This is a genomic window from Polaromonas sp. P2_G11 (assembly GCF_056403595.1).
The window spans coordinates 498,202-513,426 of sequence record NZ_JBFUFE010000004.1 but is presented as its reverse complement, the minus strand read 5'-3'; the positions used below and the strand labels follow the sequence as shown (position 1 = coordinate 513,426).

Sequence of the window (15,225 nt, the reverse complement as noted above, 5' to 3'; positions counted from 1 at the left end):
AACCATGAAGTTTTGTGAAGTAGTGTGATGACCGTCGCTCAAACCGCCTGCCCTGATACCTTACTCGCCGCTGGGCCGGCCGCGTCGGACTATTCACGGTTCGTTCAGCGCATCCGCCGCCGCTACGCTGATCAACTCCTCCTCCTGCCTGCGGGCGCCCCCGTGCGCGCCGCCATGCAGGTCGCGCTGGACGCGCTGCTGGCGCAGGGCATGGCGACAGGCGCGGCGCTTCGGGTGCTTCGCCAGCTGGTCATGGAAAGGCTGGTGGTGCTCGACTGTGACGGCGCCCTCGAAAGCCAGGCCCCGCTTGCCGTAGTGACCTGCGCCATGACCGAGCTGGCCGAGCTGGCCCTGGATGTCGCCATGCGCGAGTCGGGAGCCGAACTTGACGGGCTGCATGGCGCACCGCAAGGCCCCGACGGGGAGCGTGCCCGGATGTGGGTTGTGGGCATGGGCAAGCTGGGTGCGCGTGAACTCAACGTTTCCAGCGACATCGACCTCATCTATGTCTACGACCACGACGGCGAAACCCGGGGGCGCAGCGATGGCCGCGGGCAGATATCCAACCACGAGTACTTCGCGCACCAGGTCAAAGCCGTCTTCAGCCTGATTGGTGATGCCACGGAGCATGGTTTTGTGTTTCGGGTGGACCTGGCGCTCCGGCCCAACGGAAGCTCCGGGCCGGCGGCCACTTCACTGAGCGCGCTTGAGGAGTATTTCCAAGCACAGGGTCGTGAATGGGAACGCTTTGCCTGGCTCAAGAGCCGGGTGGTGGCGCCGCTTGAATGCGTGCAGGACGGCTCGGCGCAGGCCCTGCGCGGCTCCGTGCTGCCCTTCGTGTTCAGGCGCTACCTTGACTACAACGTCTTCGATGCGCTGCGCACCTTGCACCGGCAAATCCGCGAGCATGCCGCCAAGCGCTGCGCCGGCCACCCGGAGCGGGCCAACGACGTGAAGATGTCGCGCGGCGGCATTCGCGAAATTGAATTCACCGTGCAATTGCTCCAGGTGGTGCGCGGCGGACAGTTTCCCGAGCTGCGCACCCGTCCCACGGTAGACGCCTTGCAGCGCGTGGCACGCGCGGGCCTGATGCTGCAGGAAACCGCCGATGCGCTGGCACGCGCCTATGATTTTCTTCGCCGCGTGGAGCATCGCATCCAGTACCTCGATGACCAGCAGACCCATGTCCTGCCCACGCGTGATGACGACCTGGCGTGGATCGCAGAAACGCTGGGCTACAGCAATTGCTGCTTCTTCCTCAGCGAACTCGACACCCACCGGGAGCTGGTGGCCGGGGAATTCGACAAACTGCTGGGCGGCAAGCCCGACTGCAAAGGCTGCGGCAAAACGGCCAAGGCGGCGCCGCAGCAGCTCGAAGACGTGCTGGAGCAATTGTCGGAACAATGGCCGGAACAGTTTCGCGCCCGCCTGGCGCTGTGGCGCCAGCACCCCAGGGTGCTGGCCCTGCGCGAAGATTCCCGCGCCCGCCTGGCGCGGCTGGTGCAGCGCACCGCCGCCTGGCTGGCGGAAGGCACGGTCACCGAGGAAGCGGCTGTGCGCATCATCGACTGGATAGAGCCGCTCCTGAGGCGGGAGAGCTACCTGGCGCTGCTGCTGGAACGGCCCGCGGTGCATGAGCGCCTGCTGCGCCTGCTGGGGGCCGCCAAATGGCCCGCGCGCTACCTGCTACAGCACCCCGGCGTCATTGATGAACTGGCCAGCGACGAGCTGCTCAAGGAACGCTTTGACGGCACGGCCTTCGCGCGGGACCTGCAACAGCGCCTGGCCGCGCTCAGGAGCACCGGCGAGGACGACGAGGAAACCTGCCTGAACCTGCTGCGCCGCGCCCATCATGCGGAAGTGTTCCGCACCCTGGCGCGCGATCTGGAAGACGTACTCACCGTCGAGCAGGTGGCCGATGATCTGACGGCTCTCGCCGAAGCGGTGCTGAGCATCACCACCGACTGGTGCTGGCAGCGCCTGAAGAACCGGCACCGTGAAACACCGCAGTTCGCCATCATTGCCTACGGCAAACTGGGCGGCAAAGAACTGGGTTACGGCAGCGATCTCGACATCGTGTTCGTCTATGAGGACGATGACGAGCGGGCCCCCGAAGTCTATGCGGCATTTGTGCGCAAGCTGATCAACTGGTTGACCATCAAGACCGGCGAAGGCGACCTGTTTGAAATCGATACCGCTTTGCGCCCCAACGGCAATTCAGGCTTGCTGGTCACCAGTTTTGAGGCCTATACCCGCTACCAGCAGCAGCGCGGCAGCAATACCGCCTGGACCTGGGAACACCAGGCCATGACACGTGCGCGCTTCGTGTTGGGTGACGAGTCGCTGCGCCTGCGGTTTGACGAAGTCCGGCAGACCGTCATCACCGCTCCGCGCGACATCGTTGCGCTGCGCAATGAAATTGTGGCCATGCGCGAAAAGGTTCGCGACGCCCATCCGGTCAAAAGCCTCCATGCAACGCCGAGCCCCACAGGCGGATCCGTCTCAGGCCCGCCTCCGCTCAAGGCTGAAAAATTTGACGTCAAGCACAGTGCGGGCGGCATGGTGGACGCCGAGTTCGCCGTGCAGTTCCTGGTGCTTTCCCAATCAGCCCGGCACCCGGAATTGAGGGACAACGTCGGCAACATCTCGCTCCTGCAACGCGCAGAAACGGCCGGCCTGCTGCCGGCCGGCGTCGGCCAGCGGGCGGCAAGCGCCTACCGCGAACTGCGGCGTGTCCAGCACCGCGCACGCCTCAACGAAGAACCCACCCAGGTCAACCCGCCTGCGCTTGAGGCAGAGCGCGGCGCGATCCAGCAACTGTGGGTCGCCACTTTCAAATCAAACAATTGATTTAATTCAATCGATTGTTTGATTAATGTGCTCTAATCCGGGCACATGACACCCGACCTGCCCTCTCAAACACCTTCGCGCTCAGCCAAGCCTGAAGGCGAAAGCCGAAAACAGCGCTCCGACGGCGCCCACGCCAGGGCGCACCTGTTGCTCGCGGCACTCAGGCTGTTTTCCGAAAAAGGGTTTGCCAAAACCTCGATTCGCGATATCGCCCATGCTGCGGGAGCCAACGTGGCGGCGATCAGCTATTACTTTGGCGACAAGGCCGGCTTGTACCGGGCCGTTTTCACCGAACCGCTGGGCAGCGCGCGCGATGACATTGCGCTGTACAACCAGCCCCATTTCACCTTGCGGCAGTCCCTTGAAGGCTTTTTTTCGAGCTTCCTAGAACCTTTACGCCAAGGTGAACTGGTGCAGTTGTGCATGAAGCTCCACTTTCGCGAGATGCTGGAACCCACAGGCCTGTGGGCCGAAGAAATCGACCAGGGGATCAAGCCGGCGCATACCGCGCTGGTTATTGTGCTTTGCCGCCATTTAGACGTCACCAAAGCCGACGACGAGGTGCACAGGCTGGCGTTTTCCATCACCGGGCTGGCACTTCAGATGTTCCTCAGCCGCGAAGTCGTGGAGGCGATCCGGCCCCAGCTGTTCGGAACACCTGAAGCCCTGGAACAGTGGGCCGTCAGCCTGGTGGCGTATGCCGAAGCCATGGTAGGCGTCGAAATGGCACGCCGAAATCACCTTTCCGATTACCCCGTGGCCGCGGCGCCGCGATTGAACACAGCACACCATGAAAAAAACTGACTCCGGACGCGATCGCTTGCGCTTGCTGACAGCGGCGCCGCTGTTCGGCGCATGCGCGCTGTTGCTGGGCGGCTGCGCTTCCGACAATCCGCACACACCACCTTCCGTCTCGATTCCCGCGCAATGGCAAACGCCTTTGCCGGCGGCGGGCACCACAGCAGCATTGCCTCACGGCGGCAGCCTGAAAGGGCTGTCGCAATGGTGGCAGCAACAAAATGACCCCTTGCTGGTGGAACTGATCATGGCGGCGGAATCGGTCAGCCCGACCGTTTCCACCGCGCGCTCCAACATTGAGCAGGCGCGGGCTTCACGCGTGGCCTCGGGCGCAGCCATGCTGCCTACCCTTGATGGCACCGCCAGCGTCAGCCGCGGACGCTCGGCACCCGTGAACCGTACAGCGCCACCGATTGCCACAACCGCCCAGGTGGGTTTGCAGACCTCCTGGGAGATCGACCTCTTCGGTCAGTACGCCGCGAGCCGGGATGCCGATCAGCAGCGGCTGGAGGGCTCCCAGGCGCTGTGGCATTCGGCGCGGGTATCGATTGCCGCCGAGGTGGCCACCCAGTACTACAGCCTGCGCGCTTGCGAAAAGCTGCTCGAGGTTGCGCGCTCCGATGCCGCATCCCGGGGTGAAACTGCACGTTTGGCGGAACTCAGCACCAGGGCAGGTTTTCAGGCGCCCGCCACCGCCGCATTGGCCAGGGCCAGCGCGGCCGAAGGCAACAGCAATGCCATCCAGCAGCGCGCACTGTGCGACCTGGATGTCAAGGCACTGGTGGCCCTGACTGCCATCGATGAGCCCGCACTGCGGCAAAAACTGGCCAGCACACCGGCCGACCTGACACAGGAATCGGTAGCGCCTGTCATCAGCGTGCCGGCGGAAGTGCTGGCCCAGCGGCCCGATATCTTCAATGCGGCACGCGAAGTGGACGCCGCCCACCTGGAAGTCGGCAGCGCACGCGCTCAGCGCTTTCCAAGACTCAACCTGAGCGGCTCGGTTGCGACCTCCAAGTCGTACACCGCCAGTACCACGCAGCGCTTTGACACCTGGACCGTCGGGCCGCTGCAGCTGACCATCCCGATCTTTGACGGCGGCGCCAGCGAAGCCAATGTAGAAGCCGCCAAGGCGCGCTACGAAGATGCCGCAGCCCAATACCGCGGCAGCGTGCGAAAAGCCGTACGGGAAGTCGAAGAAGCGCTGGTGAACCTGCAAAGCACGGCTGAACGCAGCCAGGATGCATTGATCGCCACACAAGGCTACCGCGCGTCGTTCGTCGGCACCGAAGCCCGCTACAAGAGCGGGCTGGCGAGCCTGGTCGAACTTGAAGACGCCCGTCGCACACTGCTGGCCGCACAAAGCGCCCTGGTCACGCTGCAACGTGACCGGCGCAGCGCCTGGGTTGCGCTGTACCGGGCGCTCGGCGGAGGCTGGACTACCGCCGAACCGCCTGTGCCGCCGCTGGTCTCCGATGTGCCGGCACCTTTCACCCCTGCTGCCCTCACCGCCCCCTGAGGCGCGGTTTGCCGACCCTGCCACACCTTATGACAGATCCTTTGAACACCATGCCAAACTTCAAACTAAAACCCGTCGCTCTCGCTGTGATCGCCGGGGCCGTGCTCGTTGCCGGGGCCGCAGCTTTTTTTCTTCTGAAGGCCAACGCAAAAGAAGACAAGGCAGTCACCGCAAAGCCGGCACTGACTGTCGCCACCGCGCTGCCGTCTCAAGTGACTTTGCCGGTGAAACTGAGCGCCAACGGCAATATCACCGCCTGGCAGGAGGCCGTGATCGGCTCCGAATCGAACGGCTTGCGGCTGGTGCAGGTGCAGGCCAATGTGGGCGACCAGGTCAAGGCCGGGCAGGTGCTGGCGGTGTTCTCGGGTGACAGCGTGCAGGCGGACACGGCCCAGGCCAAAGCCAGCCTGATCGAAGCCCAGGCCAACGCGGCCGACGCGGCAGACAACGCTGCGCGCGCGCGCACGCTGGCGAATTCGGGCGCTTTAAGCGAGCAGCAGATCAACCAGTACAACACCGCCGAGCAAACGGCCAGGGCGCGTGTCGAGGCGGCCAGGGCGCTCCTTGAGGTGCAGCAGGTACGCGGTAAAAACACGCAGGTGCTGGCGCCCGACAACGGCGTGATCTCCGCACGCACCGCAACGGTAGGCTCGGTGGTGCCGGCAGGCACCGAGCTGTTCCGCCTGATCCGGGGCGGCCGCCTCGAATGGCGCGCGGAAGTCACCTCGGCCGAGCTGGGCCGGATCAAGGCCGGCACGGTCGCCAGCGTGGTGGCGGCCAGCGGCGCCGAACTCAAGGGCCGGGTGCGCATGATCGCCCCGAGCGTGGACCCGCAGACCCGCGCGGCGCTGGTCTATGTGGACCTTCCCGTTTCGGCCGGCATGGCTTCCCCGGCCAAGGCCGGCATGTTTGCCCGCGGCGAATTCGATCTGGGCAGCACGTCCGCGCTGACCGTCCCGCAACCTGCGCTGGTCGTGCGCGACGGGTTCAACTACGTCTTTCGCCTCAACCCGGACAACCGCATCAGCCAGCTCAAGGTGCAGACCGGCCGGCTCGCCGGCGACCGGGTCGAAATTACCTCCGGCCTTGCTGCCGATACACGGGTGATCGTCAGCGGGGCGGGCTTCCTCAACGACGGCGACCTGGTCCGGGTCAGCGACGCCACCCCTGGAATTACGGCAAATCCGGCTATAGCGACCGCCAGTCGTGCGCAAGCAGCTATCAAATAAGGAGCGACTCGATGAACGTCTCCTCCTGGTCAATCAAGAACCCGATCCCTGCCGTCATGCTGTTTGTGCTGCTGACGTTCGCCGGCATGCTGTCGTTCAAGGCGATGAAGGTGCAAAACTTTCCCGACATCGACCTGCCGACCGTGACGGTCTCGGCATCGCTGCCGGGCGCCGCGCCCGCCCAGCTTGAGACGGAAGTAGCCCGCAAGCTTGAAAACTCCATTGCCACCGTACAGGGCCTCAAGCACATCTACACCAAGGTGCAGGACGGCGGTGTGAGCGTGACCGCCGAATTCCGGCTGGAAAAGCCGGTACAGGAAGCCGTGGACGATGTGCGCGCGGCCGTGTCGAAAGTGCGCAGCGAATTGCCCGGCGATGTGCGCGATCCGGTGGTCAGCAAGATGGACCTGGCCAGCCAGCCGGTGCTGGCCTTCACCATCCGCTCGCCGCGCATGGACGAGGAAGCGCTGTCCTGGTTTGTCGACAACGACATCTCCCGCAAGCTGCTGGCCGTACGCGGCGTCGGTGCGGTGAACCGCGTGGGCGGCGTCTCGCGAGAAGTCCGCATCGCGCTGGATCCCTCGAAGCTGCAGGCCCTGGGCGCGACAGCTTCCGACATTTCCCGCCAGTTGCGGCAGGTGCAAACCGAAAGCGCGGGTGGACGCGCCGACCTGGGCGGCAGCGAGCAGCCCATGCGGACGCTGGCGACGGTGAAGTCCGCACAGGAGCTGGCGCAGCTTGAGCTGGCGCTCAGCGACGGACGGCGTATCCGCCTCAGCGAGGTCGCCGCCGTGAGCGACACGACCGCAGAACCGCGCGCCGCCGCGCTGCTCGACGGCAAGCCTGTCGTCGGCTTTGAGGTGTCCCGCAGCCGGGGCGAAAGCGAAGTGGCGGTCGGCGCCGCCGTGCAGGCGGCGCTGGCCGAGCTGAAGCAGCAATACCCCGAAGTGGAAGTCCACGAAGCCTTCAACTTCGTCACGCCGGTGCAGGAAGAGTACGACGGCTCCATGCACCTGCTGTACGAAGGCGGCATCCTGGCGGTGCTGGTGGTGTGGCTGTTCCTGCGCGACTGGCGCGCCACCTTTGTGTCGGCCGTGGCGTTGCCGCTGTCGGTGATCCCGGCTTTCATCGGCATGCACCTGCTCGGCTTTTCGATCAACGTCATCACCCTGCTCGCGCTGTCGCTGGTGATCGGTATCCTGGTCGACGATGCCATCGTCGAGGTCGAAAACATCGTGCGGCACCTGCGCATGGGCAAGTCGCCGTACGAAGCCGCCATGGAGGCAGCCGACGAAATCGGCCTGGCCGTGGTGGCCACCACGTTCACGTTGATCGCCGTGTTCCTTCCCACCGCCTTCATGAGCGGCGTGGCGGGAAAATTCTTCAAGCAATTCGGCTGGACGGCCTCCCTGGCGGTGTTTGCCTCGCTGGTGGTGGCGCGCGTGCTGACTCCCATGATGGCGGCCTACATCCTCAAGCCCGTGGTGGGCACGCACTCCGACCCAGGCTGGATGAAGTGGTACATGCGTGCCACGACCTGGTGTCTGCATCACCGCCTGAAGACCATGATCCTGGCCACGCTGTTCTTCTTTGGCTCGGTGGCCTTGATCCCGCTGTTGTCCACGGGTTTCATTCCGCCCGACGACAACTCGCAGACACAGGTCTACCTGGAACTGCCGCCCGGCGCAACACTGGCGCAAACCCGGGCCTCGGCCGAACATGCGCGATTGCTGATCAGCAAGGTCAAGCACGTCAAGAGCGTGTACACCACCATCGGCGGCGGGTCGGCCGGCACCGACCCGTTCGCGATGCAGGGCGCAGCGGAAACCCGCAAGGCCACACTCACCGTGCTGCTGGACGAGCGCAGCGAACGGCCGCGCAAGCAGGGGATTGAAAGCAAGATGCGCACAGCGCTGGAAGCCCTGCCGGGCGTGCGCAGCAAGGTGGGGCTGGGCGGCTCGGGAGAGGCTTACATCCTCATGCTGACTGCTGAAGATGCCAATGCCCTGCAAACCGCGGCGCTGGCGATTGAAAAAGACCTGCGAACCATTCCCGGTCTGGGCAATATCTCGTCCAGCGCCAGCCTGGTGCGCCCCGAGATTGCCATCAAGCCGGATTTCGCCCGGGCAGCAGACCTGGGCGTGACCAGTTCAGCCATGGGTGAAACCCTGCGCATCGCCACGGTTGGCGACTACGAAGAGTCGCTGCCCAAGCTCAACCTTTCGCAGAGGCAGGTGCCCATCGTCGTCAAGCTGGATGAAGCGGCGCGCAAGGACCTCAGCGTGCTGGAGCGTCTTGCAGTTCCCAGCGTCAAGCCGGGCGTCGGCCCCGTCATGTTGGGACAAGTGGCGAGCCTGGAGATCACGGCCGGCCCGGCCGTGATTGACCGCTACGACCGCTCCCGCAACGTCAAGTTCGAGATTGAACTGTCGGGCCGGGCGCTGGGGGACATCACCGAAGCCGTGAAACTGCTGCCGTCCGTCAAGAATCTGCCGGCCGGCGTCAAGGTGGTGGAAGTCGGCGATGCCGAGGTCATGGGCGAACTGTTTGGCAGCTTCATCCTGGCCATGGCGACCGGCGTTCTGTGCATCTATATCGTGCTGGTGCTTCTGTTCAAGGATTTCCTGCACCCGGTGACCATCCTGGCCGCCCTGCCGCTGTCGCTAGGCGGCGCCTTTGTCGGCCTGTTGATCGCACAGAAGAGCTTTTCCATGCCCTCGCTGATCGGTCTCGTCATGCTGATGGGAATCGCGACCAAGAACTCCATCTTGTTGGTCGAATACGCCATCGTCGCGCGGCGCGACCACAATATGTCGCGCTGGGATGCGCTGCTGGACGCCTGCCACAAGCGGGCACGGCCCATCATCATGACCACGCTGGCCATGGGCGCGGGCATGATGCCGATTGCCCTGGGCTTCGGCGCGGCCGACTCCAGCTTTCGCTCACCGATGTCGATCGCGGTGATCGGCGGCCTGATCACCTCCACCGTGCTCAGCCTGCTGGTGGTGCCTGCCGTGTTTACCTACATCGATGACCTGGAGCGGCTGATCAAGCGCATGGCGGCAAGATTGCGCGGCCACGGCAGTGAAAAGCCTGAAAACGGCCAGCCCGCCGCTGAATCAGGCGCCCCATAAGCTGCAAAATAATGCACATACAGCCGCGTACCGCTTTGTAAAAGGCGGATCAGACGTGTAATTTTGCTGATTTGGACAGGTCCGTCCGAGTGAATTAGGGCTGACCGTCCAATACCCCTCGCTTATACTTGCAGGTTCAGCTTTACATTTCTTAACATGTCAAAACGCGTACTGCTTTCGGGCGCAACAGGCCTGATTGGCGGCGAATTAATGCTTCTTTTGGCTGCGCGCGGCGTTTACAGCACTGCTGTGGTGCGCGCTGCCGATTCGAACCAGGCCCGTGACCGTCTGCTGGATCGCCTGAAAAAGAGCGTCCTCTGGAAGCCCGAATTTGCCGACATGGTGTCTGCCGAGGCCGGCGATGTGGTCGAGCCCGGTTTTGGCCTCAGCGCGGCAGTTCTCCAATCGGCCGACGTCATCCTGCATTCGGCGGCCAGTACCTCGTTCAAGCCCGGTGCCGGGGTCTATCCCATCAATCTCAAGGCCGCCGAGCATTTTTCCGGCATCCTGAAAGACCTGCGGCCCTCACAACGCGGTTTTTTTGTTGGAACGGCGGCAGTGACCACCGAGCCGCGCGGCGTGATCACCGAAGACATGCCGTTTGCCGGCTATGCCAACGACTACATCAGGTCCAAACGCGATGCCGAAACACTGCTGCGCGGCAAAGGCCATCCTTTTGTGAGTTTGCGCCCGGGCATTGTGCTGTCGCGCGGGATTGACGACGCCAAACTGGCCCGCAACATGTTGTGGTCCATCCCGGTCATGGCCGAACTTGGTGATGTGCCGCTGGACCCCTTGGGCAAACTTGACTTCGCGCCGGTGGATTTCATCGCAAGCGCCTTCGCCGAGATGTTGCTCAAGGACGAGCTCCGGCACGATTGCTATCACGTGTCCACGGGCGAAGACTCCATGACGTTCGCGGCGCTGGCCGAAGAACTGAAAGCCAGCATGCCCGGCATCGGCAAGATGGTAATGCGCGGCAGGGACTTCGTGCCCACACCGAAGTTTGCCCGCCAACGCTGGATGTTTGAAGCATTGCAGCCGTATTTGCCTTTCCTGACCGCCGACGCGGTGTTCAGCAATGCGCGCCTGCGGGCAGAAATTGGTGCGGCAGCTGTCGCGCCGGCGCCCATTAGTTATCTGGGTGAATTATTGGGGACCTTCAGCCTGTCGGACGCCGTCAGGCAGATGTACACGCCCTGAGGTACGAAAACAACGCGGCTGCTTTTGTAAAATGCCCCTACAGGCCCGAAGAGGCCGGCCGTCATATCGATGGTGGGACAATGGCGGTTCGCATTACATATTTACTGGTTCGTGATGAATTCTGATTTGATTAATCTTTTTGCCGAGACATTTGGCATCAGCGAAGAAAAACTGCTGCCGGATGCCACGCTGGAGAGCCTGGGCCTTGACTCCCTCGCCGTCATCGAATTTCTGTTCCAGATTGAAGACCAGTTTGGCATTCAGATTCCGGACCAGGCCAGCCCGCCGCGCACCCTCGCCGAAATGGTCCAGCTGATTGAACCCCTGCTGCCATCAGGCAAGCCCGCCGCCTGAGCCCTGCCGGGCCCGCCAGACCGCCCATGCGTCGCGTAGCCATCACGGGTCTTGGCGTTGTTTCCGCCGTTGGAACCGGCACTCCCGCATTCTTCGAGTCCCTGCTTTCCGCCCGCTCCGGCATCCGGGGCATTGACATTGGCTTTCCCACCGGCAGCGAAAGCGTGCTGGCCGGCGCCGTCCAGTTCGACCCGGACCAGCATTTCCCCCGCGCCCGTCTCCTGACCATGGACCGGGTCAGCCAGCTCGCGGTGGTGGCTGGCCGCGAAGCCATGGCGCAGGCTGGATGGGGCCCTGAGGGTGGCTTCGCACCCGAGCGTTTCGGCGTCTCGCTGGGCACAGGCAGCGGCGGCGCAGGATCCACGGATGTGGCTTACACGGCATTGCTGGAGCAAAAAGTGGCGCGGCTGCGCCCCATGACGGTCGTGCTGGCCATGCACAACGCCATTGCCGCCCATGTGTCCATGGAGTTCGGGCTGAAGGGCCCCAGCAGCACGGTTTCCAATGCCTGCGCATCGTCGGCCACCTCCATTGGAGAAGCTTTCCGGCAGATCCGCCACGGTTATGCAGACGCCATGCTGGCCGGGGGTTCCGAGGCATTGCTGAACCGCGGCACCATCAAGGCCTGGCAAGCCATGCACACGCTGGCCAAGCCCCATGCCGACGGCACCGAAACCTCGTGCCGTCCATTTTCGGTTGACCGCTCCGGTCTGGTGCTGGCCGAAGGCGCCGCCATGTTGGTCCTGGAAGAATGGGAAAGCGCCAAACGGCGCGGCGCCAATATCCTGGCCGAACTTTGCGGCTACGCATCCACCACCGACGCCCATCACCTGACGCAGCCCGACGCCCAGGGGCAATCACTCGCCATGACGCTGGCGCTGAAAGACGCGGGACTGCAGGCCGCCGACATCGGTTACCTCAATGCCCACGGAACCGCCACCGATGTCGGTGATGTCATCGAAACCAGCGCCATCAAGCTGGCCTTCAAGGACCTGGCCGGGCGCCTGCCCATCAGCTCCAGCAAAGGGGTGCACGGGCACGCCATGGGCGCTGCGGGGGCGATGGAATTCATTGCGAGTGTGATGGCACTGCGCGCGGGGCAACTGCCGCCAACGGCCTTCCTGGTGAACCCAGACCCGCGTTGTGACCTGGACTACATACCGCTGGCGGCACGCGATGCCAAGGGCCTGCGCGCGGTGATGTCCAACTCGTTTGCCTTTGGCGGCTCCAACGCCGTGCTGGTGGCGAAGTCCGCCTGAGGGCGACCACCCTCCGAAGAAAAGCCGGCCGGGCTCCCCCAATACCCAATACCCAATACCCAATACCGGCGGATATCAGTGGATCAACTCGCAGCGCGGATTTTTTTCACCAGGGCCGTCGTCGAATAGCCATCCACAAACGGGATCGCCCGGGCGCTGCCGCCATACGCCTTGACCACCGCGGTCTCTGCCAGCTTGTCCATGTCGTAGTCTCCGCCCTTCACCAGCAGATCCGGCTGGAGCTCACGGATCAGCTCCAGCGGCGTGTCTTCGTCAAACCAGGTGACCAGGCTCACCGACTCCAGCGCAGCCATCATGGCGGCGCGGTCGTGTTCGTTGTTGAGCGGCCGGTCAGGGCCCTTGCCCAGCCGCCGTGCCGAGGCATCGGTGTTCAGCGCCACCACCAGGCTTGCGCCCAGCGCGCGTGCGTCGGCCAGGTAGGTGGCATGCCCGCGGTGCAAGACATCAAACACCCCATTGGTAAAGACAATGGGATGTGGCATTGAAGCAAGCCGCTGCCGCGCTTCTTCGCGGGGGACTATTTTTTGCAGGAAGTGGGTAGAGGAGGGGGTAGGGGGCTCGCTGGGCATCCCGCCACTTTAACGGAAGGCCCGGGTTACCACCCGGCTTCTGCCGCCCGAGGCACCCGGCCAGCGGACGTCGTGCATCAGGCGCCGGCAGGTGCCGGCTTGGCGGCGATGGACTCCGCCAGTTCCTTGGCAATTTCCTTGCGGTAGCGGTTCAGTTCCTGCACGGTCTTGAAGCTCTGGTTCAACAGCAGACTCAGGTTGTGCAGGATGCGTTCGACCACCTTGCCCTCCCACACCGCGTCAAACTTGATCTGCGTGTCGAGCCAGTGCTCCAGCCACTCGGGGTTGGGCAGGCGGCTCTGGATGGTGTCGCGCGGAAAAAGGCTTTTGTTCACATGCAGGTTGGTCGGGTGCAGCGCCTGGGCGGTACGGCGTGCGCTGGCCATCAGCACGCCCACCTTGGTGAAGGCGGACTTGGCTTCATTGCCGAAGTTGTTGATGGCGCGCTTCATGTAGCGCAGGTAAGCGCCACCATGGCGGGCTTCGTCCTGGCTCAGCTGGGTATAAATCTGCTTGATGACAGGTTCGGTATGCCATTCGCTGGCGCGGCGGTACCAGTGGTTCAGGCGGATCTCGCCGCAGAAATGCAGCATCAGCGTTTCCAGCGCGGGTGCGGGTTCGAACTCGAAACGCACTTCGTGCAATTCTTTTTCCGTGGGAGCGAGGTCCGGGCGGAAGCGCTTGAGGTATTCCATCAACACCAGCGAGTGTTTTTGCTCTTCAAAAAACCAGATGGACATGAAGGCCGAGAAATCGCTGTCGTCCTTGTTGTCGCGCAGGAACATTTCCGTGGCGGGCAGCGCAGACCATTCCGTGATGGCATTCATCTTGATGGTCTGGGCCTGCTCGTCGGTCAGCTTGGACGCGTCAAAACTTGCCCATGGAATGTCCTTGTCCATGTCCCAGCGGACGGATTCAAGTTGTTTGAACAGTTCGGGATAAAGCATGAGAACTCCTTCGCAAGGGATATGCAGATATATCTGCCTCGGATGTCCTGCGGGAGCATCCTGGGTACTTGTAACGATTTTAGGCGGCTAATGTGACAACGGGCGACTTATGCGCTATTTACCGGCAAATCAGGGTAATTCGGACCCCATTCCGGCGTGTTGGACCACACAAGTGCTCTTTTTCGGACTGCATTGTGCCAAATAAAGCCATGCAGACCCTGGATAGTCCGGGGCTGAATTCCCGCTGAATCCATTCACCGCGATACGGGCGTATCGTCAGGGCATGTTGTGAAACATGTATGACAGCGCCAGAATAAACCTGAATCAGCCCGATCACCAGCCCGCGAGTTTAGCCAATGACCGCCACTGCCATCTCTTGCGCCCCCCGCCGGGCGGCCCAGTTCCTTTTGCTGATCATGCTGGCTGCCCCTGCGCTGCTGGCCTCCGGCGGCGCGCTGGCAGCGCCACCGGCACCTGCCGTAGCGTCCGCCGGCCCCGCACCGGCAACCTGCCCCGCGCTGCTGCAGCAGACGTTTTTACGGTTGCAAGACGAAAGGCCGCAGACGCTCTGCCAATACAGCGGACAAGTGGTGGTCGTGGTCAACACTGCCAGCTTCTGCGGCTTTACCCCGCAGTACCAGGGGCTTGAAGCGCTCTACGCCAAATACAAAGACCGGGGCCTGGTGGTGCTGGGTTTTCCATCCAATGATTTTTCGCAGGAAACAGGCAGCAACAAGGAGATCGCGGACTTCTGCGAAAACACCTTCGGCGTGAAGTTCCCCATGTTCACCAAAACCAGCGTGACCGGAAAAGACGCCAATCCCCTGTTCCAGAAGCTGGCGGCCACAACAGGCACCACGCCGCGCTGGAATTTTTACAAATACGTCATTGCACGCGATGGTGTCGGCGTCACCAGCTTCAACTCCATGGCCGACCCGGCCGGCGGCGCGCTGGTCAAAGAAATCGAAAAACAGCTGGCCATCAAGCCCGCGGCCCGTTAACAAAAATTTACCTGAGGGATCTTTTATTTGCGGGAACTACCCCGCACTTGTGCTCTCATACTTCTGCAAGCGCGATTTGCCTTCACCGGTAGCGCTGGCAAGAGAACAGTTTCATTGTTGCGAAGCCTTCTGAGCCGTCCAGGTTCAGCTGCAATCCCGGGGCGCTCCTCCTCCTCCCTCCCTCCCTCGTTCGCGCCGGGGCGCTTCGCAGCATTTTTATATTCCGGCCCTTTGCCGGGCCAGGGCCAGCACATGCGTTGTGCCCGCCTGAAGTTCACCGCCGATGGCCTGGTGAACTTCCATCGTGATGACCGGGAAACCCGTAAAGCCCCGCAACCGCT

The 15,225-nt window shown here is 63.1% G+C and carries 11 protein-coding genes; 9 read left to right on the top strand and 2 right to left on the bottom strand.

What is annotated here, in order from left to right; all coding sequences use genetic code 11:
• Positions 1-27: 27 nt before the first annotated feature.
• The 8 genes from glnE to AC1DWQ_RS16480 all read left to right on the top strand — a co-directional run bounded on the left by glnE (position 28) and on the right by AC1DWQ_RS16480 (position 12,346).
• Positions 28-2,850, top strand: coding sequence for a bifunctional [glutamate--ammonia ligase]-adenylyl-L-tyrosine phosphorylase/[glutamate--ammonia-ligase] adenylyltransferase (gene glnE / locus AC1DWQ_RS16515; protein ID WP_477670617.1), 2,823 nt, complete (start codon positions 28-30; stop codon positions 2,848-2,850).
• 45 nt (positions 2,851-2,895) lie between these two features.
• Positions 2,896-3,654: a CerR family C-terminal domain-containing protein gene (locus AC1DWQ_RS16510; protein ID WP_477670616.1), complete on the top strand. Its 759-nt coding sequence runs from the start codon at positions 2,896-2,898 to the stop codon at positions 3,652-3,654.
• A complete protein-coding gene (locus AC1DWQ_RS16505; RefSeq protein WP_477670615.1) occupies positions 3,641-5,167 on the top strand; it encodes an efflux transporter outer membrane subunit in 1,527 nt (508 codons plus the stop codon). The genes AC1DWQ_RS16510 and AC1DWQ_RS16505 overlap by 14 nt, the downstream gene beginning before the upstream one ends.
• Before the next feature lie 29 nt (positions 5,168-5,196).
• Positions 5,197-6,396: an efflux RND transporter periplasmic adaptor subunit gene (locus tag AC1DWQ_RS16500; RefSeq protein WP_477670614.1), complete on the top strand. Its 1,200-nt coding sequence runs from the start codon at positions 5,197-5,199 to the stop codon at positions 6,394-6,396.
• A gap of 11 nt (positions 6,397-6,407) precedes the next feature.
• Entirely contained in the window at positions 6,408-9,530 is a 3,123-nt protein-coding gene (locus tag AC1DWQ_RS16495) for an efflux RND transporter permease subunit (RefSeq protein ID WP_477670613.1), read from the top strand.
• 156 nt (positions 9,531-9,686) lie between these two features.
• Complete coding sequence (locus AC1DWQ_RS16490) at positions 9,687-10,733, top strand: SDR family oxidoreductase (protein WP_477670612.1); 1,047 nt, start codon at positions 9,687-9,689, stop codon at positions 10,731-10,733.
• 114 nt (positions 10,734-10,847) lie between these two features.
• A complete protein-coding gene (locus AC1DWQ_RS16485) occupies positions 10,848-11,087 on the top strand; it encodes an acyl carrier protein (protein WP_457282434.1) in 240 nt (79 codons plus the stop codon).
• 26 nt (positions 11,088-11,113) lie between these two features.
• Positions 11,114-12,346 (top strand): beta-ketoacyl-[acyl-carrier-protein] synthase family protein, encoded by a 1,233-nt coding sequence (locus AC1DWQ_RS16480; protein ID WP_477670611.1) that lies wholly within the window; start codon positions 11,114-11,116, stop codon positions 12,344-12,346.
• Between the two features lie 83 nt (positions 12,347-12,429).
• On the opposite strand, the gene rfaE2 is transcribed toward AC1DWQ_RS16480, so the two are convergent.
• A complete protein-coding gene (rfaE2, locus tag AC1DWQ_RS16475) occupies positions 12,430-12,936 on the bottom strand; it encodes a D-glycero-beta-D-manno-heptose 1-phosphate adenylyltransferase (RefSeq protein WP_477670610.1) in 507 nt (168 codons plus the stop codon).
• 77 nt (positions 12,937-13,013) lie between these two features.
• Complete coding sequence (locus tag AC1DWQ_RS16470; protein ID WP_477670609.1) at positions 13,014-13,883, bottom strand: ferritin family protein; 870 nt, start codon at positions 13,881-13,883, stop codon at positions 13,014-13,016.
• A 416-nt stretch (positions 13,884-14,299) separates the two neighbouring features.
• Here AC1DWQ_RS16470 and AC1DWQ_RS16465 point away from each other — a divergent pair, with 416 nt between their 5' ends.
• Entirely contained in the window at positions 14,300-14,884 is a 585-nt protein-coding gene (locus AC1DWQ_RS16465) for a glutathione peroxidase (RefSeq protein ID WP_477670749.1), read from the top strand.
• Positions 14,885-15,225: the final 341 nt, after the last annotated feature.

Coding starts and splice junctions, on each gene's coding strand:
- AC1DWQ_RS16485 (WP_457282434.1), top strand. CDS start 10,848: ATGAATTCTGATTTGATTAATCTTTTTGCCGAGACATTTGGCATCAGC.
- AC1DWQ_RS16465 (WP_477670749.1), top strand. CDS start 14,300: ATGCTGGCTGCCCCTGCGCTGCTGGCCTCCGGCGGCGCGCTGGCAGCG.
- glnE (WP_477670617.1), top strand. CDS start 28: ATGACCGTCGCTCAAACCGCCTGCCCTGATACCTTACTCGCCGCTGGG.
- AC1DWQ_RS16490 (WP_477670612.1), top strand. CDS start 9,687: ATGTCAAAACGCGTACTGCTTTCGGGCGCAACAGGCCTGATTGGCGGC.
- AC1DWQ_RS16470 (WP_477670609.1), bottom strand. CDS start 13,883: ATGCTTTATCCCGAACTGTTCAAACAACTTGAATCCGTCCGCTGGGAC.
- AC1DWQ_RS16500 (WP_477670614.1), top strand. CDS start 5,197: ATGACAGATCCTTTGAACACCATGCCAAACTTCAAACTAAAACCCGTC.
- AC1DWQ_RS16495 (WP_477670613.1), top strand. CDS start 6,408: ATGAACGTCTCCTCCTGGTCAATCAAGAACCCGATCCCTGCCGTCATG.
- AC1DWQ_RS16480 (WP_477670611.1), top strand. CDS start 11,114: ATGCGTCGCGTAGCCATCACGGGTCTTGGCGTTGTTTCCGCCGTTGGA.
- rfaE2 (WP_477670610.1), bottom strand. CDS start 12,936: ATGCCCAGCGAGCCCCCTACCCCCTCCTCTACCCACTTCCTGCAAAAA.
- AC1DWQ_RS16505 (WP_477670615.1), top strand. CDS start 3,641: ATGAAAAAAACTGACTCCGGACGCGATCGCTTGCGCTTGCTGACAGCG.
- AC1DWQ_RS16510 (WP_477670616.1), top strand. CDS start 2,896: ATGACACCCGACCTGCCCTCTCAAACACCTTCGCGCTCAGCCAAGCCT.